Source organism: Micromonospora sp. C41 (assembly GCF_018070485.1).
Classification (GTDB): Bacteria; Actinomycetota; Actinomycetes; order Mycobacteriales; family Micromonosporaceae; genus Micromonospora; species Micromonospora chalcea.
Genome location: NZ_JAGPXP010000018.1, coordinates 67,437 through 91,526 on the forward strand (window position 1 = coordinate 67,437; position 24,090 = coordinate 91,526).

Here is a 24,090-nt window from a genome sequence, read left to right on the forward strand (position 1 = left end):
ATGGATCTGTACCGCGAAGGCGACCCGATCGCCGACACCCGGGCCCCGGACGGCCCGATCGAAACGCGGTGGGAGCGCCACCGCTTCGAGATGAAGCTGGTCAACCCGGCCAACCGCCGCAAGATGACGGTGATCGTGGTCGGCACCGGCCTGGCCGGCGGTTCCGCCGCCGCCACGCTGGCCGAGCAGGGCTACCAGGTGCGGTCCTACTGCTACCAGGACAGCCCGCGCCGGGCCCACTCGATCGCCGCGCAGGGCGGCATCAACGCCGCCAAGAACTACCGCAACGACGGCGACTCGGTGCACCGCCTCTTCTACGACACGGTCAAGGGCGGTGACTTCCGCTCCCGCGAGTCGAACGTGCACCGGCTGGCCGAGGTGTCGGTCAACATCATCGACCAGTGCGTGGCGCAGGGCGTGCCGTTCGCCCGCGAGTACGGCGGCCTGCTGGACACCCGCTCCTTCGGCGGCGCGCAGGTGCAGCGCACCTTCTACGCCCGGGGCCAGACGGGCCAGCAGCTGCTGCTCGGCGCGTACCAGGCGCTGGAGCGGCAGATCGGCCTGGGCAACGTGGAGATGAACGCCCGCCACGAGATGCTCGAACTGGTGATCGTCGACGGCCGGGCGCGCGGCATCGTGGTCCGCGACATGGTCACCGGCGAGATCAGCACCGAGATGGCCGACGCGGTGGTGCTCGCCACCGGCGGCTACGGCAACGTCTTCTACCTCTCCACGAACGCCAAGGGCTGCAACGTCACCGCCTCCTGGCGGGCGCACCGCAAGGGCGCGTACTTCGCCAACCCCTGCTACACGCAGATCCACCCGACCTGCATCCCGGTCTCCGGCGACCACCAGTCGAAGCTGACCCTGATGAGCGAGTCGCTGCGCAACGACGGCCGGGTGTGGGTGCCCAAGGCCAAGGGCGACCAGCGCAGCCCCCGGGAGATCCCCGAGGACGAGCGGGACTACTACCTGGAGCGGATCTACCCGTCCTTCGGCAACCTGGTCCCCCGCGACATCGCCTCCCGCGCCGCGAAGAACGTCTGCGACGAGGGACGCGGCGTCGGCCCGACCGGCCTCGGCGTCTACCTCGACTTCGCCGACGCGATCAACCGGCTCGGCCGCAAGGCCATCGAGGCCAAGTACGGCAACCTCTTCGAGATGTACGAGCGGATCACCGGCGAGGACCCGTACGAGGTCCCGATGCGGATCTACCCCGCCGTGCACTACACGATGGGTGGCCTCTGGGTCGACTACGACCTGCAGTCGAGCATCCCCGGCCTGTTCGTGATCGGTGAGGCCAACTTCTCCGACCACGGCGCGAACCGGCTCGGCGCCTCGGCGCTGATGCAGGGCCTCGCGGACGGCTACTTCGTGCTGCCGAACACGCTCGCCAACTACCTGGCCTCCTCCGGCCCGCTGGACAAGGTCGACGCGAGCCACCCCGAGGCGGTCGCGGCGCGTACCGACGTCGAGGACCGGATCAAGCGGCTGCTCGCGATCAACGGCGACCGCACCGTGGACTCGTTCCACCGTGAGCTGGGCCAGATCATGTGGGAGCACTGCGGCATGGAGCGCTCCGAGGCCGGGCTGCGCAAGGCGATCGACGAGATCCGCGCGCTGCGCGAGCAGTTCTGGCAGCGGGTGCGCGTGCCGGGCGACGGCGAGGGGCTCAACCAGTCGCTGGAGAAGGCCGGCCGGGTGGCCGACTTCTTCGAGCTGGCCGAGCTGATGTGCATCGACGCGCTGCACCGCGAGGAGTCCTGCGGCGGTCACTTCCGGGCCGAGCACCAGACGCCCGACGGCGAGGCGCAGCGCGACGACGACCGGTTCGCGTACGTGGCGGCCTGGGAGTACACCGGCACCGGTGAGCCCGTGCTGCACAAGGAAGACCTGACCTTCGAATACGTCCACCCCACGCAGCGGAGCTACAAGTGAACCTGACCCTGCGCATCTGGCGCCAGCACGGCCCCGAGGACAAGGGTCGGATGGTGACCTACCCGGTGCAGGACGTGTCCCCGGACATGTCCTTCCTGGAGATGCTCGACGTGCTCAACGAGCGGCTGATCCTCGACGGCGAGGAGCCGGTCGCGTTCGACCACGACTGCCGCGAGGGCATCTGCGGCATGTGCAGCCTCATGATCAACGGTGAGGCGCACGGCCCGCAGCGCGGCACCACCGCCTGCCAGCTGCACATGCGGCAGTTCTCCGACGGCGACACGATCGACATCGAGCCGTGGCGGGCCCGGGCCTTCCCGGTCGTCAAGGACCTGGTGGTCAACCGCAACGCGTTCGACCAGATCATCGCCGCCGGCGGCTACGTCACCGCGCCGACCGGCAGCGCACCGGAGGCGCACTCGGTGCCGGTGCCGAAGGCCGACGCCGACGCCGCGTTCGAGTCGGCCGCCTGCATCGGCTGCGGCGCCTGCGTGGCGGCCTGCCCGAACGGCTCCGGCATGCTGTTCACCGCCGCGAAGATCACCCAGCTCTCGCTGCTGCCGCAGGGCCAGCCGGAGCGCTACACCCGGGTGATCGGCATGGTGGACGCGCACGACGAGGCCGGCTTCGGCGGCTGCACGAACATCGGCGAGTGCGCGGCGGCCTGCCCGAAGGGCATCCCGCTGAACACCATCGGCCGGCTCAACCGGGACTACCTGAAGGCGACGGCCAAGCGCGCCGGCTCCTGACCGGACACGGCACGACCCACGCGACCGCCGCACCCGCATCCAGGGGTGCGGCGGTCGCGCTCGTACGGGGGCCGCCGCCGATTCAAGCCGCCTCTCGCGGGTAGCAGTCCGATGGACGGCACCGGAGAGGGGACATACAGGCATGAAGGCACTGACCTGGCACGGCAAGCGGGACGTTCGCGTCGAGGACGTCCCGGACCCCCGGATCGAGGAGCCGACCGACGCGATCGTCCGGATCACCTCGACCGCCATCTGCGGTTCCGACCTGCACCTGTACGAGGTGCTCGGGCCGTACCTGAAGCCCGGCGACGTCCTCGGGCACGAGCCGATGGGCATCGTCGAGGAGGTCGGGCCCGGGGTGACCCGGCTCAAGAAGGGCGACCGCGTGGTCGTCCCGTTCAACATCTCCTGCGGCTCGTGCTGGATGTGCGAGCGGCAGCTCTACGCCCAGTGCGAGACCACGCAGGTCAAGAGCCAGGGCAAGGGCGCGTCCCTGTTCGGCTACACCTCGCTGTACGGCTCGATCCCCGGCGGCCAGGCCGAGTACCTGCGCGTGCCGCAGGCCCAGTTCGGCCCGATCACGATCCCGGACACCGGCCCGGACGAGCGCTGGCTCTACCTCTCCGACATCCTGCCAACCGCCTGGCAGGCGGTGAAGTACGCGGACGTCCCGCCCGGCGGCACGCTCGCCGTGTTCGGGCTCGGCCCGGTCGGGCAGTTCAGCGCCCGGATCGGCCGCCACCTCGGCGCGGGCCGGGTGATCGGGCTGGACCTGGTCCCCGAGCGGCTGGAGATGGCCCGCCGGCACGGCATCGAGGTGCTCGACGTCAGCCAGCTCGACGACGTGCCCGGCACGCTCATCGACCTGGTCGACGGGCGCGGCCCGGACGCGGTGATCGACGCGGTCGGCATGGAGGCGCACGGCGCGCCGCTGGGCAAGATGGCCCAGACCGCCGCCGGGCTGCTGCCGGACAAGCTGGCCCAGGCGATGACGGACAAGGCCGGCGTGGACCGGCTCGTGGTGCTGCACGCCGCGCTCAAGGCGGTACGGCGCGGCGGCACCGTGTCGATCTCCGGCGTGTACGGCGGCGAGCAGGACCCGATGCCGCTGATGGAGATGTTCGACAGGGGCATCCAGCTGCGCATGGGCCAGTGCCACGTACGCCGCTGGGTCGACGAGATCATCCCGCTGCTGGAGCGCGACGACGACCCGCTGGGCGTCGAGGACCTGCGGACCCACCGGCTGCCGCTGACCGACGCGCCGCGGGCGTACGAGATGTTCCAGAAGAAGGAGGACGGCTGCGTCAAGGTCGTGCTCGCGCCGTGACCCGGACGGTGGTCGTCACCGGCGCGACCAGCGGGATCGGCCGGGCGACCGCCCTGGAGCTGGCGGGCCGCGGAGACCGGCTGGTCCTCGCGGCCCGCTCCCCCGCCACGCTCGACGAGGTGCGCGACGAGTGCCGGGCCGCGGGCGCGCGGGCGATCGCCGTACCGATGGACGTGACCGAGCCCGGCGCGGTGGCCGCGCTCGCCGACGCGGCGCAGGCCGAGTACGGCCGCGTCGACGCCTGGGTGCACACCGCCGCGGTGATGGCCTACGGCCGTTTCGACGAGACGCCGGCCGAGGTGTTCGACCAGGTGGTCCGCACCGACCTGCTGGCCGCCGCGGCGGTGGCCCGGGAGGCGCTGCTCCGGTTCCGGGCCGGCGGCGGCACGCTCGTGCTCACCGGCTCGGTGCTCGGGCACATCACCGCGCCCTACATGAGCGGCTACGTGGCCGCCAAGTGGGGCCTGCAAGGGCTGGCCCGCACGCTCCAGCAGGAGGCACGGGAGACGCCGGGCGTCGCGATCTGCCTGGTCAACCCGGGCAGCGTGGACACACCCGTCTACCGGCAGGCGGCCAACTACCTCGGCCGGGTCGGCCGTCCGCCGCCGCCGATCGCCTCGCCCGAACGGGTGGCGCGGGCCATCGCGCACTGTCTCGACCGGCCGCGCCGCGAGGTGTCGGTGGGGCGGCTCAACGTGGTGATGCGCTTCGGCTTCACCGCCCTGCCCGGGGTGTACGACGCGCTGGTCGGACCGCTGATGCGCCGGGCCGGGCTGACCCGGCAGCCGATCGCCGCCCACCGGGGCATCGTGTTCACGCCGAACCCGGCCGGTGAGGCGGTCCGGGGCGGGTGGCTGCCGGAGGTGTCCCAGGTGGTCCGGGCCGTGGGCGGACGCGCGGCGACTGTGGCGTCCGCGGTACGCCGCCGGCTGCCCTGACCGTGGCGTGGGTGGCCGGGCGTGCGGGCGGACCGGGACGACTGTGGTTACCGTGTACGGCGGGACACGGCGGAGGGACGAATATGCGGGAAGCAACGGGGCAGGAGCCGGACCGGACGCGCGGCGGGCGGGTGTGGAAGCTCGCCGGGCTGGCCGCCGTCGCCGGGCTGGCCTGGGCGGCGCGGGACGTACCGGCGCAGCTCGGCGGACGGCTCACCGGCGCCCGGGCGGAACGGGCGGCCCGGTCACCGCGCTTCCGCGACGGCACCTTCCACAACCCGGCCGGCGCCAGCGCCACGATGGTCGCCGACCCGGGCCGCAACCTGCTCCGGGAGCTGGTCTTCGGCAAGCAGAAGCGGCGGCCGGGCAGCCCGGTGCCGCTGCTGCGCCCCGGCGCCGCGCCCGCCGCCGACCCGGCCCGCGAGCTGAACGTCGTCTGGTACGGCCACGCCTCCACGCTCGTCGAGATCGAGGGACACCGGGTGCTGCTCGACCCGGTGTGGAGCGACAGGTGCTCCCCGTCCGGGCTGGTCGGCCCGCGGCGCATCCACGAGCCGCCGGTCCGCCTCACCGACCTGCCCCCGCTCGACGCGGTGCTGATCTCACACGACCACTACGACCACCTCGACATGGAGACCGTCCGCACGCTGGCCGATCTCCAGTCCGCACCGTTCGTGGTGCCGCTCGGCGTCGGCGCCCACCTGGCCCGCTGGGGCGTACCCGAGCACCGGATCGTCGAGCTGGACTGGTCGGAGAGCCACCGGGCCGGCGGGCTGACGCTCACCGCCACCGCCGCGCAGCACTTCTCCGGGCGCGGACTGCGCCGCGACGGTACGCTGTGGAGCTCCTGGACGATCACCGGTACGCACCGGAAGGTCTTCTACACCGGCGACTCCGGCTACTTCGACGGATACGCCGCGATCGGCGCCGAGCACGGCCCGTTCGACGTGACGCTGATGCAGATCGGCGCGTACGACAGGGCGTGGCCGCACATCCACATGTTCCCGGAGGAGGCGGTCGCCGCCCACCTCGACGTACGCGGCGGACTGCTGGTGCCGGTGCACTGGGGCACGTTCAACCTGGCCCTGCACGACTGGTCCGAGCCGGTGGACCGGCTCTGGGCCGAGGCGAAGGCGCGCGACGTGCGGCTCGCAGTGCCGCGCCCGGGCGAGCGGGTGGTGGTCGACGAGCCGCCGGCGGTGGACGGCTGGTGGCAGTCGGTCGCCTGAGCCACGCCGAAAAATTCGGACAAGGCAATCTTCTGCGCATATTTGCGTACTCTGTTCGCTGACGAGTCAGCGGCCGGAGGACAGCATGCAGGTTCGCCTCTCCCCAGGCGTGGAAGAGCCCCGCACACCCACACCGCAGGCAGGCGTCGCCGCCACCGTCAAACGGGGTGTCGACGTCGTCGTCTCGGCGACCGCCCTGCTGGTGACGGCACCGATCCTGGCCGCGGTGGCGGTCGCGGTGCTGCTCGGCATGGGCCGCCCGGTCCTCTTCCGCCAGCAGCGCATCGGCCGGTACGGCGGGGAGTTCACCATCCTGAAGTTCCGGTCCATGGCGGGCGGCGGCGACGGCTTCTCCCCCGGCGACGACCAGGCACGGCTGACGCCCCTGGGGCGTTGGCTGCGGGCCACCAGCCTGGACGAGCTGCCCAGCCTCTGGAACATCCTGCGCGGCGACATGAGCCTGGTCGGCCCGCGCCCGTTCCCGACCAGCTACCGCGACCTCTACACGCCGGAGCAGTTCCGCCGGCACGACGTCCGGCCCGGCCTCACCGGGCTCGCGCAGGTCAACGGCCGCAACGAACTGGGCTGGGCGGAGCGTTTCGCCTACGACCTGCGCTACGTGGAGCACTGGAGCCTGCGGCTGGACGCCCGCATCCTGGCCCGGACCGCAGTCGCGGTGCTGCGGCGGCAGGGCATCAGCGCGCCCGGCGCCGCCACCGCGCACGAGTTCCGTGGCACCGCCGCGGAGGATCCGGTGGCGGCGACCGCGGGAAGCGGGTCCCGGTGACCCTCGACCTCGTCGTCGTCGGGTGCGGCGGCCACGGCCGGGAGATCGCCCAGATCGTGGCGGCGGTCAACGAGTCCGCCGCTCGACCGCCGTGGCGGCTGGCCGGCTTCGTCGACGACAACCCGTCCGAGCGGAACCGCAAACGCGCCGAGTCGTGTGGCGCGCCGTACCTGGGGACCGTGGCGGCGCTCGGCCAACTACCGCCGCAGACCCACGTCGTCCTCGGCCTGGGCGACCCACGTGTCCGGCAGAAAGTGGGCGCGCGGGTCGACACGTACGGCAGGCCGGCGGCGAGTCTCGTCCACCCGGACGCCACCGTCGGCCCGGACCTGGTGTCGGCCGAGGGCCTCGTGGTGTTCGCCGGTGGCCGGATCACCACCAACGTCACCGCCGGGCGGCACCTGCACGTCAACCAGAACGCCACGCTCGCGCACGACTGCGTGGTCGGCGACTACGTCTCCCTGCACCCGCTCGCGGCCGTGTCGGGCGACTGCCGCCTCGACACCGCCGCGCTGATCGGAGCGGGCGCGGTGGTGCTCCCCGGCCTGCGGGTCGGCGCCGGCGCGACGGTCGGCGCCGGCGCGTGCGTGGTACGCGACGTGCCGCCGGAGATCGTGGTCAAGGGAGTACCGGCCCGCTGAGCGGTCCTCAGAGCACGAAGGCGTCGGTCCAGAGCGCGCCGGAACGGCCCGACAGCGCGTCCAGCATGGCCACCGCCTGACCGTCGGTGAGCTGCGCGACGAAGTCGACGATCGCCCGGCCCCGGGCCCGGCCGATCCGGTCCGGGGTACGCGGGTGCAGCTCCGCCTCGGCCAGCTCCACCAGGTCGTGCAGCCGGCGCGGCAGCCGGGACTCCTCGTCCGGGTCCAGCAGCCACTCCCAGAGCGCCTCCACCAGCGTGCCCAGCAGCCGGGCCTGGCCGCGCTGGTGCAGCGCCAGGTCCGGGCGGGCCAGCACGAACCGGTGGTGCACGAACTTGAGCACCTGCACCTCGTGCCACTGCGCCTTGGCCAGCAGCACGTACCCGGAGCGGACGTGCGGGTCCGGGGTCACCGTGATGGCGTCCACGAAGCGGGTGGACCAGCGCGCGGAGAACCGGGCGACGTACTGCTCCGCCTCGATCGAGCCGTCGAACGGCAGCGCCAGCAGCCCCTCCACCAGCTCCTCGCGGACGTGTTCGACTGCGGCGGCGAACGCCTCGTCGTCGGCGATCCAGCCGTCCTTGCGGTGCAGTTGCCGGCGCAGCCGCTCGATCGCCGCGCCGGGGCGCCGGCCCGCCGCCTCCAGCGCGGACGCGGTGATCGACCGCAGGTGCCCGCACTCGCGCTGCCAGGCCATCAGCTCGGCCGCCACCGCGCCCTGCTGGAGCACCCCGACACGGTAGAAGTCCTCCACGTCGTGGATCGCGTACGCGATGTCGTCGGCGGTGTCCATCACTGACGCCTCGGGCGTCTGCTGCCAGTCCGGGATGCGGCCGGCGAACGGCTCCCGCGCCTGACGCAGGTCGTCCAGCTCGGTGCGGTACGCGCCGAACTTCACCGACCCGCTCTCCGGGTCCTCCGGCGGGGCCGCCGCGCCGCGGGGCGCCGGGTCGAGGTGCCGGGGGTGCGGGTCGGGATGGTCCAGCCGGGTCCACGGGTACTTCAGCATGGCGGCCCGGACCGCCGCGGTCAGGTCCAGCCCGGTGGTCGCCGCGCCGCGGATCTCGGTGCTGGTGACGATCCGGTACGACTGGGCGTTGCCCTCGAAGCCGTCGGCCAGCCCGAGCCGCTGCCGGGCCAGCCGGTCCAGCACCCGCTCCCCCAGGTGCCCGAACGGCGGGTGGCCGAGGTCGTGCGCGAGCGCGGCGGCCTCCACCACCTCCGGGTCGCAGCCGCCGAGCTTGTCCAGCAGGTCCCGGTACGCCGGGTCGGCCATGAGCCGCTCGGCGATCGCCCGGGCCACCTGGGCGACCTTGAGGCTGTGGGTGAGCCGGTTGTGCACCAGAAGCCCCGACCCGCCGGGACTGATCACCTGGGTGACACCGTTCAGCCGGGCGAAGAACGGCGAGCCGACGATCCGGTCCCGGTCGGCCCGGAACGGGCCGGCCGCCAGGTCGCCGAGCGCCCGGGCGCTGCCCCCGAAGAGCCGCCGGGCCCGCGGATCCGCAGGTGCCTCCATGATCGCCACGCTAGCGCAGCGACTCGCCCGGCGCGCCGCGACCTGTGGCTAGGGCAGCGGGGGCGCGTCCCCCAGCACCAGCCCGGGGGCCGCCGGCAGCCAGTAGCCCAGGTAGGTGCCGGCGGTGACCTGGTAGCTCAGGCGGCCGTTCACCCAGGCACTGGCCCCCATCGGCGCGCCCGAGGTGCGCGGGAAGGTGACGGTCTTGGACCCGACCACCTGCCACCTGCTGTCGTAGGCGTAGCCGGTGTAGGTGCCGGGCTCCACGGTCAGCAACCGGGTGGGCGCGTACGTGTGCTGGACGAACTTCCCGGCGAGCCACCGGTTCGCGGCGTCCTCCTCGACGAACATGCCGGCGAACACGCCGTTGGCCATGCGGTAGTAGACGCCCCGGCCGGTCACCCGGACGCGCTGGTCGGCGGTGGCGGTGGAGAAGCGGATCAGATTGATCGACTTCTGCGCGACGATCCGGCCGGCCGCATCGAACTGGTAGGCGACGTGGGAGCCGGGACCGAACCACACGATGCCGTCGACCGGTGGGTACGGATAGTCGGCGCGCAGCACGTCGGCGTACGCGGCGAACACGCCGGCATGGGTCAGCTGGTGCAGCGAGAGCATCTGCTGGATGTGCACCTGGTGGTAGCTCGGGTAGGAACGCGCGCAGCCGACCGAGTACCGGCTGGCCCACTGCGGGACGCGCAATATGGCCGGCACGTACCGCCGCACCGTCGTGGCCGTCCCGTCCATCAGGCTCACCGCCCGGCTGTCCCGGGTGATCCGCCAGTAGTCGTACACGCCGTAGAACGCGTAGATCATGCCGTTGAGGACCCGTTCCCCGCGCACCCCCGGGCTGTCCGGGTATTCCTCCAGCCACAGGTAGCCGTCCGCGTCGGTCCAGCTGACCCAGGGCACGCCGAGCTGCGGTTCGAGCGTTAGGCTGAGGAACGTGCGGTCCGCCGCCGTACGCCACGTGGCGTCGCCGGTCACCTCGTACAGCCGGACGAACAGGCTGAGCAGCTCCCCCTGCGCCATGGCGCTGTACCAGGGCGCCTGGAGCACCAGCCCGGTGCACCGGGGCAGGTCGAAGGGGTACGAGTACCACCACGCCCCGCGGGACTCCACCTTGCGGTCCAGGTTCCGCCGGGCCTGCGCGATCGCCCGGTCCAGGAAGAAGCGGTCACCGGTGACCTGGTAGGCGTTGAGGTTGTCCAGCCCCCAGTCGGCCTGGACCACCGGGTGGTCGTAGAGGACGTCCTGCCAGTTGAAGAGCCGCACCCCGGAGGCGTCGTGCGCCAGCGGGTCGGTCCGCGGGACTGTCATCTGCCGCGAGGTCGGTGAGACCGAGCCGGGCAGCAGGCGCGGCAGGTAGCCGTCCCGGGCGTACGCGCTGAGCGTCGCGCTCCGCTCGGGGAGGGCGGCCGCCGCGCCGGTCACCGGCGTCCCCGCCAGGCCGAGGGCGAGCACCGCGGCCACCGGCGCGCGCCAGGACAGGCGGATCCTCATGGGACCTCCAAGGTCGGGATTGTGCCTCCCATCCCAGCAACCTCTTGTCGCTTTTGCCACCCTCGTTTCATCATGCGTGGAATAGACGTACATAACGTGAATATTTCTGACTGTTAGGGATCCTCCGCCGGACGCGGACGGGCGCGGACGCCGGCGTCGCACCGGGACGGCAGAATGCACGGGAACCCACCCGAGAAGGCGGATCAGATCGTGACCCAGTCAGTGCACCAGCGGATCGCCGAGGAACTCGGCGTCGCCGAACGTCAGGTGCGGGCAGCAGTCGAGCTGCTCGACGGCGGCGCCACAGTGCCGTTCATCGCCCGCTACCGCAAGGAGGCCACCGGCCTGCTCGACGACGCGCAGCTGCGCACACTGGAGGAGCGCCTGCGCTACCTGCGCGAGCTGGACGAGCGGCGCGCGGCGGTGCTGGAGTCGATCCGCAGCCAGGGCAAGCTCGACGAGGCGCTGGAGGCGCAGATCCTCGCCGCCGACTCGAAGTCGCGCCTGGAGGACATCTACCTGCCCTACAAGCCGAAGCGGCGCACCCGCGCGCAGATCGCCCGCGAGGCCGGGCTGGAGCCGCTCGCGGACACGCTGCTCGCCGACCCGGCGCAGGACCCGAAGGCGGTCGCCGCCGGGTTCGCCGACCCGGACAAGGGCGTCGCGGACGCCGCCGCCGCGCTGGACGGCGCGCGGGCCATCCTGATCGAGCGCTTCGCCGAGGACGCCGACCTGATCGGCACGCTGCGCGAGCAGATGTGGTCGCGGGGCCGGCTGGTCTCCCGGGTACGCGACGGTCAGGAAACCGCCGGGGCGAAGTTCGCCGACTACTTCGACTTCGCCGAGCCGTACCCGAAGCTGCCCTCGCACCGCATCCTCGCCATGTTCCGGGGCGAGAAGGAGGGCGTGCTGGAGCTGACCATGGATCCGGAGGCCGACGGGGACGCCGACGCGAACCCGGGCCCCAGCCGGTACGAGGCCGCCGTGGCGGGACGCTTCGGCGTCAGCGACCAGGGACGGCCCGCCGACAAGTGGCTGGCCGACACGGTGCGCTGGGCCTGGCGTACCCGGATCCTCATCCACCTCGGCGCGGACCTGCGGATGCGGCTGTGGCAGGCGGCCGAGGAGGAGGCCGTGCGGGTCTTCGCCACCAACCTGCGTGACCTGCTGCTGGCGGCGCCGGCCGGCGCGCGTCCCACCATGGGTCTGGACCCGGGCCTGCGCACCGGTGTGAAGGTGGCGGTCGTCGACGCCACCGGCAAGGTGGTCGCCACCGACACGATCTACCCGCACGAGCCACGCCGGCAGTGGGACGCCTCGCTGCACACGCTCGCCACGCTCGCCGCCGCGCACGGCGTCGAGCTGGTCGCGATCGGCAACGGCACCGCCAGCCGGGAGACCGACAAGCTCGCCGCCGACCTGATCAAACAGCACCCCGAGCTGAAGCTGACCAAGGTGGTGGTCTCCGAGGCGGGCGCGTCGGTCTACTCCGCCTCCGCGTACGCCTCGCAAGAGCTGCCCGGCCTGGACGTCTCGCTGCGCGGCGCGGTGTCGATCGCCCGCCGTCTCCAGGACCCGCTGGCCGAGCTGGTGAAGATCGACCCGCGGTCGATCGGCGTCGGGCAGTACCAGCACGACCTGTCCGAGGTGAAGCTGTCCCGCTCGCTCGACGCGGTGGTCGAGGACTGCGTCAACGCGGTCGGCGTGGACGTCAACACCGCCTCCGCGCCGCTGCTCACCCGGGTGTCCGGCATCGGCGCCGGGCTGGCCGAGAACATCGTGCTGCACCGCGACGCCAACGGGCCGTTCCGCACCCGGGCGGAGCTGAAGAAGGTGCCCCGGCTCGGGCCGAAGGCGTTCGAGCAGTGCGCGGGCTTCCTGCGCATCCCCGGCGGCGACGACCCGCTGGACTCCTCCAGCGTGCACCCCGAGGCGTACCCGGTGGTGCGTCGCATCCTCTCCTCCACCGGGCAGGACCTGCGCGCGCTGATCGGCAAGTCGGCGATCCTGCGCGGCCTGCGCGCGACCGACTTCGTCGACGACACGTTCGGCCTGCCCACCGTCACCGACATCCTCGCCGAGCTGGAGAAGCCGGGTCGTGACCCGCGTCCGGAGTTCCGTACCGCGACGTTCGTCGAGGGCGTGGAGAAGATCAGCGACCTGACGCCGGGCATGGTGCTCGAGGGCGTGGTCACGAACGTGGCCGCGTTCGGCGCGTTCGTCGACGTGGGCGTGCACCAGGACGGTCTGGTGCACGTCTCGGCCATGTCGCACACGTTCGTCAAGGACCCGCGCGACGTGGTGAAGTCCGGCGACGTGGTGAAGGTCCGGGTGCTCGACGTGGACGTGCCGCGCAAGCGGATCTCGCTGACGCTGCGGCTGGACGACGAGGCGCCGGCCGGCGGCGGGCGCCCGGCGGGCGGCGACGGCCGACGGGACCGGGGCGGTCAGGGCGGCGGGCCACGCGGCGGCGGCCAGGGACGCATCGGCGGCCAGCAGAACGGGCAGCGCGGTGGTGGCCAGCAGGGCGGCCAGCGCGGCGGCTCGGGCGGCGGGCAGAGCGGAGGCGGCCAACGCGGCGGCTCGGGCGGCGGCGGGCAACGCGGTGGCGGACAGGGCGGCACGTCGCGCGGTGGCCAGCAGCAGCGGCCCGGGCGCGGTGGCGGCGCCCCGGTCAACGACGCCATGGCGGAGGCGCTGCGCCGCGCCGGCCTGGCCTGACACGTCCCGCTGCCGGGCCGAGGTCACGAACGCCTCAGCCCGGCAGCCCCGCCGGGGAACAGCGACGCGCCGGCCCGTGTCGCGGTCACGCGCCCCGGCAGGGCGACGGCCGCGGGGACGGGCCGAGGCACCGGCATGGAACCCTTGATCAACACGATCTCGCCGAGGTGGTGGCATCAGAGGCTCCGCGACACCACCACTTCGGCGAGCTGGAGTTGATCACACCGGGCAGCGCGCCGGGAAAGGAACGGGTCACGCCTGCCGGAGCCGCGAACACCACTCACCAGTCGCGTTGTTGACCAAGGAGTTTGTGGCCTGTTCAGGGCGTTCGACTGACACAAACCCCTTGATCACCGCAGCCTCGGCGGTGCGCGCGCCGGGCCCGACGGCCTGTGCGCCGGGCGGGGCCGGTTCCGCGTACCCTCGCGGTCGTGGGCGGTGAGGACGACGAGCGGTGGCGGGAGCGGCGACGCCACGCGGTGCGGGCGCACGCGGAGGCCGCCGCCCGCGAACGCGAGGCCGAGCAGGCGGAGGCCGCGGAGCTGGTGGCCCGGTTCGCCGCCGAGGCGCTGCGGCGCGGGCTGCGCGCCGGCCGGCTGACCGCGACCGGGCACGACGGGCGCGGTCGCTACCGCACGCGGATCACCGGCTGGTACGTGGACCGGGCGCACAGCCGCGCGGTGGACACCGACGGGCGTTTCTACCTGCTCACCGTGCCGCCGGGCCTGCGGGCGCGGCTGCTCGGGGCGGACCCGCCGCCCAGTCCGCCGCCGCTCGTGGTCGGCCGGGGCGGCCGGGACGGCGAGTCGGTGCCGCTGGCGACCCTGCTCAGCCGTCGTCTCGACGCGGGCGACGACTGGCGCTGACCGGGGCCGGACGCCGGTCTGCCCGCTGCCGGGGTACCGCGTGCGCGGCCCGCCGGGCGACGTGCCGCCACCAGCACAGCTGGACCACGAGCGTGAGCAGCCCGGCGAGCACGATCGCGGCCAGGTTGATCACCAGTTGGAGGGCGGAGCCGGCGGCCTCGTGCCACACGCCGTACGCGGACGCGACGGCCACGTTCGCCGCCGCCGGCACGGTGGTCACCGAGATCAGCACACCCACGAGCGAGCCGGACTTCTTCGAGGTCAGCGACAGCATGCCGGCCACGCCGGCGAGCAGGCCCACCACCCAGGACAACGCGTCCGGACGCCAGATGAAGTCGGTCATCGGCCGTTCCGCGAGCAGCATCTCCCGGTCGACCAGGCCGGCCGCGGTGAGCGCCCAGGTGCTCAGCGCGGTGGCCGCCATGGCGACGAGGAAACCGACCGTCAGCGCCTTGACCGAGTGGCCGACCACGCGCGGCTGACGCCGCAGCAACGCCACGCAGAGCGCGGCGAGCGGACCGAACTCCGGGCCGACCACCATCGCGCCGACGATCAGGATGGGCTGGTCCAGCAGCACGCCGATTCCGGCGATCATGGTGGCCACCACGATCAGGGCGAGGAACGTGCCGGTGAGCACCGTCTGCTCGCCGGTCTTCGCGGCGATCTCGTCCCACACCACGGCGTCCTCGCCGTGGCCGGGGGCTTCTTCGGCGGCCCGGTCGGCCGCCTCGGACAGGGTCAGCTCGACGTCGTCGGCGGCGATCGCCCCGCGCGCCTCGACACCGAGTTCTTGTAGCCGGCTCAGTACGCCGTCGGCGCTCTCCCGGACCACGTCGCAGGTGACGTAGTCACCCGCGGGCTGGCGGGCGGCGCCGGGCAGCACCACGAGGTGCGTGACGCCGGGGTCGGCGGCCAGCAGCTCCACGACCGCCGACGACTGGTCGCGCGGCGCGATCACCCTCAGGTGCAGCACTCGGGACTCCCGGATCGTTGATTCCTGGCGGGGCCGCCGAACTCTACTCGTTCCCGGGCTCAGCGGTTCCCGGCTCGACGGCGTCGCGCGGCACGATCGTGTGCTTTTCGGCACGAACACGGCGTACGCCATCACTCCTTGCCGGTTGTCCCGTTTTACCGTCCGTGACCCTTCGCTGCCACGACCGTGATCCCGCTGCGGGGACGGAGGCTCGATGACCGGCCGGATCTACCTTTCCCCGCCCGATGTCGGGCCCCTGGAGGAGTCCTACGTGCTCCGCGCGATCCGCTCCGGTTGGGTCGCGCCGCTCGGCCCCGAGGTGGAGGCGTTCGAGCGGGAGGTCGCGGACCGCGTCGGGACGGCCGGCGCGCTGGCCCTGAACTCCGGCACGTCCGCGCTGCACCTCGCCCTGCTCGCCCTGGGGGCCGGACCGGGAAGCGTGGTGGTGGCGCCGACGATGACGTTCGCGGCCACCGCCAACGCCGCGGTCTACACCGGCGCCGAACCCGTCTTCGTCGACTGCGACCCGGCGACCGGAAACATGGACGTGGCAGCGCTCGCCGAGATGCTCGGCGTGCTGCGCCGATCCGGCGAGAAGGTCGCCGCGGTACTGATCGCGGACATGTTCGGCACCTGCGCCGACTACGACGCGCTGCTGCCGGTGTGCGAGGCGGCGGGCGTACCGGTGGTCGAGGACGCCGCGCAGGCGCTCGGCGCGACCTACCGCGGGCGTCCGGCCGCCTCCTTCGGGCGGCTCAGCGCGCTGTCGTTCAACGGCAACAAGATCATCACAACGTCCGGTGGGGGCATGCTGCTCTCCGACGACGAGGCGTTGCTGGCCCGCTGCCGGCACCTGGCCACCCAGGCGCGCGAGCCCGTGCCGCACTACGAGCACGTCGACGTGGGTTACAACTACCGGCTCAGCAATCTGCTCGCCGCACTCGGCCGGGCCCAGTTGCACCGGTTGGACGGAATGATGCGCCGGCGCCGCCTGGTGCGCGAACGGTACGCCAAGCTGTTCTCCGGCGTGCCCGGGGTCCGCCTGCTCGGGGACGGGGACGAAGGCTCGAACTGCTGGCTGACCAGCATCGTGGTCGACCCCGAACGGACCGGGTGGGCGGCGGCGGAACTCGGGGCCCAGCTGTCCGCGCGGGACATCGAGACCCGGCACGTGTGGAAGCCGATGCACCGGCAGCCGGTTTTCGCCGGGTGCCGATCGGTCGTGACGGGCGCCTCGGACCGCCTGTTCGCCCAGGGCCTCACGCTACCCAGCGGCTCCGTCCTGGACGACGGCCGTCTGGCGCGGGTCATCGGCGCCGTCGAGCAGTTCCTGGACGCCCGGTGACGGCCGGCGCGGGCACGCGCCCGCTGCGGATCGCCGTCCTGCTCAAGACCGACCAGGGTGGACTCTGGATCGTCCCGCAGGTGGAGGAACTCCGCCGCCGCGGGCACGAGGTCGTGGCGATCCTGCCGCGCGAGACCGGGCGGCTCACGGGGGAGCTGCGGCAGCGAGGTGTCGAGGTGCACGACTCGCCGTTCGACTTCCGCTTCGGGCCGCGCCCGTCGACGCTGCGGGACCTGTGGCGGCTGCGCCGCCTGATCGGCCGGATCCGCCCGGACGTCCTGAAGTACCACCTGTACGCGTCAGCGCTCGCCGCCCGCTTCGCGAGCCTACGCATGCCGCTGCGGCGGGTGCACATGGTGGCCGGGCCGCTGTACCTGGAGTCTCCGCTGATCAAGCTGGTCGAGCGGGCGTTGTGGCGGCTCGACCACGTCACCATCTGCGGCACCGGCCACACCTCCGGCCTCTACGGCGCGCTCGGATGTCCCGCGCCCCGGCGCCCGGTGGTCACCTACGGCGCCCGGACCGCGCACTTCGCCGAGCTGGAGGGCTCGACCGGCCGGCGGGAGGTACGGGCGAAGGCGCGCGCCGAACTCGGCATCGAGGAGGACGCGTTCGTCGTCATCATGGTCGCCTACGTCTATCCACCCCGGAAGCTGGTCCACCAGGGCCGCGGCATCAAGGGACACGACGTGCTGCTGGCGGCGTGGCGCGAGTTCCGCGCCGCCCACCCGGACGCCCGGCTGCTCCTGGTGGGCGCCGGTTTCTCGGCGGCCGGCGAGGCGCACCGCCGCGAGTTGATCGGGCGTTTCGGGGTCGACCGCGATCCGAGCGTGACGTGGTTGACGTCGGTGTCGGACGTCCGGGCCTGCTACCGCGCCGCCGACGTGAGCGTCAGTCCCTCGCTGTCCGAGGGACACGGCGCCGCCTGTGAGGCGGGAGCCACCGGGGTGCCCAGCATCGTCAGCGACGCCGGCGGTCTGCCCGAGACGGTCGACGAGACGACCGGCTGGGTGGTGCCGCGCAACGACGTGGCCGCGCTGGTCGCCGGACTGGAGCAGGCCCACCGGGAGTTCACCGACGGACGGCTCCGCCTGCGCGGTGAGCGGGCCCAGCAGTTCGCCCTGCGGCACTTCGACAACCAGGTGGCAGCCGCCGACGTCGCCGACGTGGTGGAGGCCGTCTGCCGCACCGGTGGGAGATCCTGATGCGGGTCGTGGTGACGTCCGAGTCGCGCTTCACCCGGACTCCCGACGGCGCGGTGTGGGTCGAGGCCGGGCCGGACAACTCGATCTGGCGACGCTACCTGGTCGCCTTCGACCGGGTGCGCGTCGCCGCCCGGGTCCGGGACGTCGACCGACGGCCGGAGGCCGCGGCCCGGGTCGACGGGGACGGCGTCGAGGTGTGGGCGTTGCCGTACTACGTCGGGCCCCGGGGTTACCTGCTCGGGCGGCGGGCGATCGCCGCGGCGGTGAGCGCCGCTGCGGAACCAGCGGACGCCGTGGTGCTCCGGGTACCGTCACCGATCGGCTCACTGCTGGCCCGGGCGCGTAGCCGGGCGCGGCTCCCGTACGCACTCGAAGTGATCGGCGATCCGTACGACGTGCTCGCCCCGGGAGTCGTCCGGCATCCGCTGCGGCCGCTGCTGCGCACGCTGTCCACCCGGACGCTGCGCGGGCAGTGCCGCGAGGCCGCCGCGGTGGCGTACGAGACGGAACGGCGCCTGCAACGCCGGTATCCCACGTTGCCGACCACGCCCACGGCCGGCATCTCCAGCGTCGACCTGCCGCCGGCGGCGTTCGTGCCGCGGGCCCGGCCGGTCCGGCGGCTCCCGGACGAGGCGACAGTGGTTTCCGTCGGCTCCCTCGAACAGCTCTACAAGGGGATCGACACGCTCGTCTCCGCGTTGGCGCTGATGCCCGCCGACGGTCCCCGGGCTCGGCTCGTGCATGTCGGCGTGGGCGCCTACCGCCCCCACCTGGAGCGGTTGGCCGACCGGTCGGGAGTGGCCGACCGGGTGAGGTTCACCGGTCCGCTGCCCGATGCCGACGCGGTCCGCCGCCAACTGGACGCGGCCGACCTGTTCGTGATGCCGTCCCGCACCGAGGGCCTGCCCCGGGCGCTCATCGAGGCGATGGCCCGGGCGGTCCCGGCGATCGGTTCGACCGCCGGGGGCATCCCGGAGTTGCTCGATCCGGAGTGCCTGGTTCCACCCGACGACCCGGCCGCTCTGGCCGGCGCCGTCACCGCGATGCTGGCCGACCCGCGTCGGCTCGCGGACGCCTCGGCCCGCAACCTGCGCCGGGCCCGCGACTTCTCCGCCGAGACGCTGGACGCCCGCCGGGCGTCGTTCTACCGGACCGTCGCCGAGACCGCCGCCGGCCGGGTGGGCGGGCGGGTACCGGCCCCGCTTCCGTCCCGGCGCTGACGTCCGGTGCCCCGCGCCTGATGATGCGGGGCGCCGGACGTCAGCGGACGGGACGACGAGCAGGCTCGCCCGGTCCGGCGGCGTCCCGGAGGATGTCGAGGTAGCGGCCGAGCTGATCCTCCCGGAACAGTCCGTCCAGCGCGGTGGCCGGCACGGCCGGCACCCGCCCGGTCCGCTCCTTCACGGCCAGCCACTCCCGCAACTGGGACGCGATCGCGGCCGGTTCGTTCGCCACGACGCCCGCGCCGCGTTCGCGCAGCAGGCGTGCGGCCACGCCGTTCTCGTAACCGAGCAGCAGGACGGGGCGGCGGGCCTGGAGATAGTCGAAGATCTTGCCGGTCATCGTGCCGGCGTCCCGCGGATCGTTCCACATGAGCAGGACCAGCGCGTCCGCGTCGGCCTGGATCCGCCACGACTTCTCCGGCGAGACCGGGCCGAGCAGCGTGACGGAGTCGGCCACGCCGGCCCGCTCCGCGGCGGCGCGGGTGATGCCGTGGTCCTCCCCCGCGAAGATCACATGCACCCGAGCGGCGTCCGCGCCGAGCAGGGCGATCGCGTCGACGAGCGGGCCCGGGTCACGCCTGCCCGGATAGATGTAACCGGTGTGTGCGAGCGTCAGAGTGGCCGCCGACGCATCGACGCCGGCGGGAGTCGCGGCGGACTCCGCCGGCACCGGCCGACGGTCGATGCCGTTCATCACCACATGCGTCCGCACCCCGAACGTGTGGTGGATCGTGTCGGCCAGCGGCTCCGAGACCGTCACGCACGCCGCGACCGTCCGCAGCACTCGCCGCTCCAGCCTCTTGTCGACCGCTCGGCGTAGCGCTGTCCGGACCCAGTGGTCGTTGCCGACCGACCACAGATCCCGGTAGTCCGCGACCCAGGGCGCCCGGAACCGCCGGGCGAGCGTCGCGGCCACCACGAACCCGGAGAAGGGCGGGCCGGAGGCCAGGATGACGTCCGGGCGCCAGCCCGCGGCGGCCCGGTCGAAGGTGCGCGCCGGTGGACGGATCCAGTTGAGCTGCGGGTCCGGCAGCAACAGCTCCATGCCGACCTTCACCAGGAGGCGATCTGCGCCGGCGCGGATCCGCCGGAGCCGGGATGGCGACGCTGTTCCGCCGCCGGTCACCGCGCCGCCCCCGCCTCGGCCGGGCCGTGGCAGCCGTGGTGACGGCGCGACCCGGATCAGGTGCTCCTCGGGCACCGGGACGGGAACCGTGCCCTGGTTCGCCCCGACCGCTGTCAGTACCCGGACGTCCCACCCCTGTCGTGCCGCGAACGCCGCGAGGGCCGCGGGACGACGGGCGCCGACGGTCTCCGCCGGTGGGAAGTGGTACGAGACGATCAGCAGGCGCGGTGCCGGCTCCGGATGCAGGTCGTTCGTCATGTAGGGATAAACGATTTCTTCCCGGACAAGAAATGACGAAAGGCGTCGAACGCCTCACCCCTGCGACACGAGTTGCGGCGCGGGGCGGGGACGACCGCGGTCCCGGCCGGCCGCCGTCACGACCCGCAGCGACATCAGCCACCCGACGCCGTACGCCAGCGCGCCGGACACCCCGAACGCCCACACCGCGGTCAGCGGTGACCCGCCGACCAGAGCCACCACGGACACGGCTCCCGCCACCAGCGCGACGCGGCCCGCGTCCCAGGCGAGCTGAAGACCCTGTCGTTCGAACACGACAAGCGTCTGCGACAGCGGAGAGACCACGAGTTGCGCCGCCATGAAGACGGCCAGGGCCTGGGCATAGGCGCCGCTGCTGTGCCACTGCGCGCCGAAGACCAGGCTGAAGGCCGCGGGCGCGCCGACCACCACGAGGAGCGCGCCGGGACCGGCGACCAGCGCCAGCCTCCGGCTGGCGCGCAGAAACGCGCGCCGGCCGCTCCGGGGCTGCTCCCTGGCGATCCGGGCGATCTCCCCCAGGTAGACCTGGGCCACCGCGGACGCCACGAGCGCGGCGGGCATGGCGAGCACCCGCTGGGTCAGTCCCAGCCAGCCGGCCACCGCCGAGCCGTACCAGTAGGCGATGAGCAGCACCGGCAACTGCGTGCCGAGGACGTTGAGCAGACCGGACGGGGCCAGGAGGAACGGGAACTGCCGGTACCGGCGTGCGACCGCCAGCAGGCGTGGCGGCCGCCGGCCGGCCCGGGCGGTCGCGCCGCGCCGACGGGCGTCCCGGAGCAGGACCGCGGCGGCCGCGACCTGACCGAACCCGAAGCCGAGCGCCAGGCCACCGGGGCGAAGTCCCGCCACTCCGGCCACGATCTGGGTGACCACCACCGCCACGGACTGGAAGAGGTTGCGCCGGCCGATCGCGCCGTAACGACGGTGCCGCACCGCGAACTGGTTCAGCACGAGGACGACACCCATCGCGGCGGCGGAGGGCGGCACCACCCAGAGCCAGCGGGCCAGTTCGGGCTGACCGAACCAGAGCGCCGCCCGGTCCCCCGCCAGCAGGACGACCGCCGATGCCAGGATCGCCGTGCCGGCGGCCGCGACGAGGCCGAGCCGCACCAGCGCGCGCGCGTCCTCCTCCCGCTCGGGAAGCGGAACGGCCATCTCGAACCGGAGCGCGGCCACCGTGCCCACTGTGAGCACGAGCGCGGCGACCACGGCGAGCACGCCGAAGTCAGCCGGGCGGTAGAGCCTCGCGAGCAACGGGACCGCGGCCAGCGCCAGCAGTTGACCGCCGGCCGACCCGGCGGCGATGCCGAGCACTCCGCGCCGCCCGCTCGACATGGCGAGCCGCGCCCGCCACCTCACCCAGCGACCCCCGGGCGGTCGACCGGCCGCGTCCGCCCGGCGCGAGCCCGCACCCCGGCGGGCAGTGTCGCCCCGGCCAGCACGAGCACGCCGAGGGCCAACGCGGCGAAGAGCGGACGACCGGCGTTCACGTCCCCGGACGTCGACACCGCCACCACGTTGAAGGCCAGCACGGCCAGGACGAACCCAGCCACCGGATCACGCCTGGTCGCGCGCCAGAGCCCCGCCGCGACGACCACGGTGGCCAGGATGAAGGCCCCGCCCACCAGCCAGCCCGCCTCGGCCGGCAGTTCCAGCCACAGGTTGTGCGGATAGTTGTGCACGAGCATGCCGGAGTAGTCGCCCCAGTTGCCGTAGCCGACGCCGCCCGGATTCTCGGCGATCATCGGCACGCTGACCTCCCGCATCTCCGCTCGGGCGGTGCCGAACATCTCCTCGCTCGGATCGACCAGGAGCGCGTACACCCGGGGCGGCAGCAGCGACGGCAGGGCGAGGACGGCGAGCACCAGGCCGCCCATCAGGCCCAGACCTACCCACTCACGCCGGCCCCGCCGGATCTTCAGGCGGAACCCGGCCAGCACCAGGATGAAGAGGGCCACCACAGTGGCCAGCAGCGGTCCCCGGGAGCCGGTCGCCAGAAGACCGAGGCCGAGCAGCACCGCCAGGCCCGCCGCCCACCACGCCGGCACCCGTTTGCGCAGATAGAGCCAGGTGAGAGCGACGAGCGCACCGCCGATTGCCCGGGCCAGCCAGATCGGGTTGGAGCCGAAGCCGTCGGCCCGGCCGTCCTGCGGATCACCGTTGAGCGTGGCGATCGCGAGCACCACCCCCGACAGGACGAAGACGGCGGCGAACATCTCGACGTCACGCCGCCCGCGCAGCACCGCCACCGCCGCCGTGGCGAACACGGTCAGCGTCATGAGCAGCAGGAACTTCTGCCGGCCGTAGTCCGTCTCCGGCGGGTGCAGGATTCCCGGCAAGGCGAGGACGCCGAAGACCACGAGGGTCCAGAAGATCACTGTCCGGGACCGCGAGGCCGGACGGAGCAGCTCGTGCAGGAGCAACGGGACCGCGAGCACCACCGCGGCGATCAGGAACCCGCGGCCGACCATGCGCGGGAACTGGTCGAAGTTGAGCACCAGCACCACGGCGGTGGCGCGCAGCACCGTCGAGACGAGACCACCCGTGCGCCGCACCGGTGTCTCCGGTCCGGCGGGCCCACCGGGGCCGCGGACCGTGCCGATCGCCGACGACCGGCGGCTGTCCTGCATCACCATCACGTTCGAGCCTCCTGCGGCACCGAGCTTGGAACCCGTCACACCGCCCGGTCGGAGCGGTAACGCGCGAGATTGGCCGGATCGAGGAACCACTCGACTGTCGCCTTCAGCCCCTCGTCGATGCTCGTGACGGGCTGCCACCCGGTCCGCGACCGGAGCAGGCCGGCGTCGCCGAGCAGGCGTTCCACCTCGGACTCCGCCGGGCGGAGCCGGGACTCGGTGACCACCACCTCCGGCTGGGCGCCGAACATCGCGGCGATCTTGCGGACCAGGTCGCCGACCGAGGTCTCCCGGCCGGTCGCGGCCTGGAACACGCCGCCCACCACAGCGTCGTCGGGTGCCGTGCCGACGGCCTGGAACGCGGCCACGGTGTCCGTCACGTAGAGGAGGTCCCGGGTGGTACGCAGCGCGCCCAGCCGGATCACCCCGTCCTCCTTTGCCAGCTGGCTGATGATGGTGGGGATGACCGCCCGGGTGGACTGCCGGGGGCCGTACGTGTTGAACGGCCGCAGCGTGACCACCGGCAGGCCGAAACTGAGGTGGTAGCTCTCGGCCAGCTTGTCCGCGCCGATCTTGGAGGCGGAGTACGGCGACTGCCCGCGCAACCGGTGCTGCTCGGTCATCGGGACCGTGGTGGCCGTCCCGTACACCTCGCTCGTGGAGGTGACCACGACCCGGCCGACGCCGGCCGTCCGCGCGCTCTCCAGCACGTTGAGCGTGCCGGTGATGTTGGTGTCCACGTAGGACTGCGGCGCGAGATACGAGTACGGGATGCCACCCAGCGCGGCCAGGTGATAGACGGTGGAGGCGCCGTCGACAAGCCGCTGCACCATCCCCCGGTCGCGGATGTCCCCCGCGACGACCTCGACGCCGGCCAACTGGTCCGGGCCGAAGGTGTCCAGCCAGCCGTGCGATCCGGCGCCGTTGTAGCGCACGAGGGCGCGTACCGGGTGGCCCGCGGCGACGAGGGCCTCCACCAGGTGGGAGCCGATGAAGCCACCGGCTCCGGTCACCACCACCGGCCCGTCGGACGACTGTGCGGTCATGATTCGCTCCTCCTCTTCACCGGTCCGGCCGTACCGGTACCG

At 73.2% G+C, this 24,090-nt stretch carries 19 protein-coding genes; 12 read left to right on the top strand and 7 right to left on the bottom strand.

The genetic code is table 11. The features are described from left to right. The 7 genes from KBX43_RS19935 (at position 1) to KBX43_RS19965 (ending at position 7,609) form a co-directional block, all read left to right on the top strand. Positions 1-1,938 carry a fumarate reductase/succinate dehydrogenase flavoprotein subunit gene (locus KBX43_RS19935; protein ID WP_043325081.1) on the top strand — a complete coding sequence of 646 codons (1,938 nt, stop codon included), beginning with the start codon at positions 1-3 and terminating at the stop codon, positions 1,936-1,938. Next, entirely contained in the window at positions 1,935-2,687 is a 753-nt protein-coding gene (locus KBX43_RS19940) for a succinate dehydrogenase/fumarate reductase iron-sulfur subunit (protein ID WP_030499798.1), read from the top strand. Before KBX43_RS19935 ends, KBX43_RS19940 begins: the two co-directional genes overlap by 4 nt. A 142-nt stretch (positions 2,688-2,829) precedes the next feature. Then, positions 2,830-4,014, top strand: coding sequence for a zinc-dependent alcohol dehydrogenase (locus KBX43_RS19945; RefSeq protein ID WP_043325082.1), 1,185 nt, complete (start codon positions 2,830-2,832; stop codon positions 4,012-4,014). After that, entirely contained in the window at positions 4,011-4,952 is a 942-nt protein-coding gene (locus KBX43_RS19950; protein WP_064447498.1) for an SDR family NAD(P)-dependent oxidoreductase, read from the top strand. The genes KBX43_RS19945 and KBX43_RS19950 overlap by 4 nt, the downstream gene beginning before the upstream one ends. A gap of 83 nt (positions 4,953-5,035) precedes the next feature. Further along, positions 5,036-6,181 (top strand): MBL fold metallo-hydrolase, encoded by a 1,146-nt coding sequence (locus tag KBX43_RS19955; protein WP_210886450.1) that lies wholly within the window; start codon positions 5,036-5,038, stop codon positions 6,179-6,181. Positions 6,182-6,266: 85 nt separating this feature from the next. Then, positions 6,267-6,968, top strand: coding sequence for a sugar transferase (locus tag KBX43_RS19960; RefSeq protein WP_205796923.1), 702 nt, complete (start codon positions 6,267-6,269; stop codon positions 6,966-6,968). Beyond that, the gene (locus tag KBX43_RS19965) at positions 6,965-7,609 is read left to right on the top strand and encodes a NeuD/PglB/VioB family sugar acetyltransferase (RefSeq protein ID WP_064447495.1); all 645 of its coding nucleotides are present in this window, start codon (positions 6,965-6,967) and stop codon (positions 7,607-7,609) included. The genes KBX43_RS19960 and KBX43_RS19965 overlap by 4 nt, the downstream gene beginning before the upstream one ends. Before the next feature lie 7 nt (positions 7,610-7,616). Here KBX43_RS19965 and KBX43_RS19970 read toward each other — a convergent pair whose 3' ends face one another. Both KBX43_RS19970 and KBX43_RS19975 read right to left on the bottom strand, forming a co-directional pair. Continuing rightward, entirely contained in the window at positions 7,617-9,128 is a 1,512-nt protein-coding gene (locus KBX43_RS19970; RefSeq protein WP_043330360.1) for a deoxyguanosinetriphosphate triphosphohydrolase family protein, read from the bottom strand. Positions 9,129-9,176: 48 nt separating this feature from the next. Beyond that, complete coding sequence (locus tag KBX43_RS19975) at positions 9,177-10,631, bottom strand: D-glucuronyl C5-epimerase family protein (RefSeq protein WP_210886453.1); 1,455 nt, start codon at positions 10,629-10,631, stop codon at positions 9,177-9,179. 210 nt (positions 10,632-10,841) lie between these two features. On the opposite strand from KBX43_RS19975, the gene KBX43_RS19980 reads away from it, so the two are divergent. Then, positions 10,842-13,352 carry a Tex family protein gene (locus KBX43_RS19980; protein WP_210886456.1) on the top strand — a complete coding sequence of 837 codons (2,511 nt, stop codon included), beginning with the start codon at positions 10,842-10,844 and terminating at the stop codon, positions 13,350-13,352. Between the two features lie 431 nt (positions 13,353-13,783). After that, positions 13,784-14,218: a hypothetical protein gene (locus KBX43_RS19985; RefSeq protein ID WP_043325086.1), complete on the top strand. Its 435-nt coding sequence runs from the start codon at positions 13,784-13,786 to the stop codon at positions 14,216-14,218. On the opposite strand, the gene KBX43_RS19990 is transcribed toward KBX43_RS19985, so the two are convergent. After that, entirely contained in the window at positions 14,181-15,191 is a 1,011-nt protein-coding gene (locus KBX43_RS19990) for a DUF389 domain-containing protein (RefSeq protein ID WP_113973201.1), read from the bottom strand. The two genes, KBX43_RS19985 and KBX43_RS19990, sit on opposite strands and share 38 nt — an antisense overlap. Positions 15,192-15,405: 214 nt before the next feature. On the opposite strand from KBX43_RS19990, the gene KBX43_RS19995 reads away from it, so the two are divergent. The 3 genes from KBX43_RS19995 to KBX43_RS20005 are packed head-to-tail and all read left to right on the top strand — an operon-like array spanning position 15,406 to position 18,961. Then, positions 15,406-16,536: a DegT/DnrJ/EryC1/StrS aminotransferase family protein gene (locus KBX43_RS19995; RefSeq protein ID WP_210886482.1), complete on the top strand. Its 1,131-nt coding sequence runs from the start codon at positions 15,406-15,408 to the stop codon at positions 16,534-16,536. Next, complete coding sequence (locus KBX43_RS20000; protein ID WP_210886485.1) at positions 16,533-17,741, top strand: glycosyltransferase family 4 protein; 1,209 nt, start codon at positions 16,533-16,535, stop codon at positions 17,739-17,741. Before KBX43_RS19995 ends, KBX43_RS20000 begins: the two co-directional genes overlap by 4 nt. Beyond that, a complete protein-coding gene (locus tag KBX43_RS20005) occupies positions 17,741-18,961 on the top strand; it encodes a glycosyltransferase (RefSeq protein ID WP_210886487.1) in 1,221 nt (406 codons plus the stop codon). The genes KBX43_RS20000 and KBX43_RS20005 overlap by 1 nt, the downstream gene beginning before the upstream one ends. Before the next feature lie 40 nt (positions 18,962-19,001). On the opposite strand, the gene KBX43_RS20010 is transcribed toward KBX43_RS20005, so the two are convergent. Genes KBX43_RS20010 through KBX43_RS20025 form a run of 4 tightly spaced genes read right to left on the bottom strand, consistent with a single transcriptional unit; the run spans position 19,002 to position 24,048 of the window. After that, entirely contained in the window at positions 19,002-20,348 is a 1,347-nt protein-coding gene (locus KBX43_RS20010) for a glycosyltransferase (protein ID WP_069089941.1), read from the bottom strand. Between the two features lie 54 nt (positions 20,349-20,402). Beyond that, positions 20,403-21,725, bottom strand: a complete 1,323-nt coding sequence (locus tag KBX43_RS20015) for a lipopolysaccharide biosynthesis protein (RefSeq protein ID WP_210886489.1) — start codon at positions 21,723-21,725, stop codon at positions 20,403-20,405. After that, positions 21,722-23,002, bottom strand: a complete 1,281-nt coding sequence (locus tag KBX43_RS20020) for an O-antigen ligase (protein WP_210886491.1) — start codon at positions 23,000-23,002, stop codon at positions 21,722-21,724. The genes KBX43_RS20015 and KBX43_RS20020 overlap by 4 nt, the downstream gene beginning before the upstream one ends. Positions 23,003-23,040: 38 nt before the next feature. Further along, the gene (locus KBX43_RS20025; RefSeq protein ID WP_069089944.1) at positions 23,041-24,048 is read right to left on the bottom strand and encodes an SDR family NAD(P)-dependent oxidoreductase; all 1,008 of its coding nucleotides are present in this window, start codon (positions 24,046-24,048) and stop codon (positions 23,041-23,043) included. Positions 24,049-24,090: the final 42 nt, after the last annotated feature.